Source organism: Bartonella sp. AP72JLCBS (genome assembly GCF_042195705.1).
In the GTDB taxonomy this organism is placed as follows: Bacteria; Pseudomonadota; Alphaproteobacteria; order Rhizobiales; family Rhizobiaceae; genus Bartonella.
Genome location: NZ_JBHIOU010000065.1, coordinates 1 through 1,386, shown reverse-complemented (window position 1 = coordinate 1,386; position 1,386 = coordinate 1). Strand labels below are relative to the sequence as shown.

At 36.0% G+C, this 1,386-nt stretch carries 1 protein-coding gene; it reads right to left on the bottom strand.

Translation table 11 applies throughout. The annotated features are described in order from the left end of the window. Positions 1 to 117: 117 nt before the first annotated feature. Complete coding sequence (locus ACFILO_RS09365; RefSeq protein ID WP_375632699.1) at positions 118 to 870, bottom strand: hypothetical protein; 753 nt, start codon at positions 868 to 870, stop codon at positions 118 to 120. Between the last annotated feature and the right edge of the window lie 516 nt (positions 871 to 1,386).

Sequence of the window (1,386 nt, the reverse complement as noted above, 5' to 3'; positions counted from 1 at the left end):
TTCATATTTTTTGGATACAGTTTTAGTGGTCATAGGTAGCTCCCTAATCTAATATTCAAACAAATTTTTAAATGAAATGGTTATAAGGAGGCGCCCCCGCACCGCCCTATTGTTTAATTAAGCAGCTTCTTTTTCACATTCTAATTCACATTCTAAATCGTCATCATTTTCCGATTCAAGATCAGCATCATAATAGTCTTCAAAATCATCATAATACTCATGACGATAATAATCATCTTCACTACCAAATTCGGGATATGCTTCATTCCAAATATGATCATCTGCTGTTAAAGAAGCGGCGCTATGAACATAAGAATCTCCTGAGATAAGAGCACCACATACAACGGCATCATCGAAAACACGCGCGTCATCACAAATATAAGCAGCACCGCTTATTTTTGCATTGCCTCCAACATGAGCATTATCACAAATGACGGCATCATCAGAAATATGAGCATGATCAGTTACATAGGCATTATCATAAATCTTTGCATTGCCTTCAATTACAACAGCACCTTTAATATGAGCATTCCCATAAAGACGCGCATTGCCTCCCATAAAAATAGCTTCAAAAATAGCATTCCCATAAATTTTTGCATTCCCACAAACGTCTACAAAAAAGCTTCTTACTTTTGCATTACCAGAAACGCGGGCATTTTGAAAAACGCGGGCTTTATCATATACCCAGCACGTACCATAATGCGATAGGTTGCTTTCATTTTCTATAAAACCACCTAAATCCCCCGCCTTGACATCTCCAAAATCTTTTAAGGCGCGTATACGGTATAATGTGAGACCAGTCATATGATCTATTTCATTAGTCAATTCATATTTTTTGGATGGTTTTCTCTTTTTAACTGTAGCGTTCATGCTAGTAATCCTAATCGTAAAATTGTTTTTGAATTGACAGCCCTATAAGGGCGTCGGGCGCTCAAAAACACGGCGATTAGTCCGTCGTCACGCTTTTCCCATAAGGGTATTGTATAGCGCAACTACACCCGACAAAATCGTTATATGCCAATGACAGCATAAAAGAAAGTCAGTATTTTGAAGATGGGAGAAACCTTATCGTGGTTTATCCGCTAATCGCTAAGTGTTTTTGAAGCACTTGTCGACCTTTCTAAACGAACCTTTCTTTAATGTCAATACGTATTTTTTATTTTTTTCAATTTTTTTCATTTTGATACCTACCTAATTGAATACCAAGTGCTTTCTCTAGCTCTCTTTCTTTTTAATAGATGATTGTATCGCGTAAATGGACATGTTTATTAAACTGCGTGTATGCAACATGAGAAAGAATGAATAAACTAAAAAAAGTACCAAAAAACGATATCTAAATACCAAAATACAGTATAACTATTTGGAAAAATTAAAACGACAAGTGCT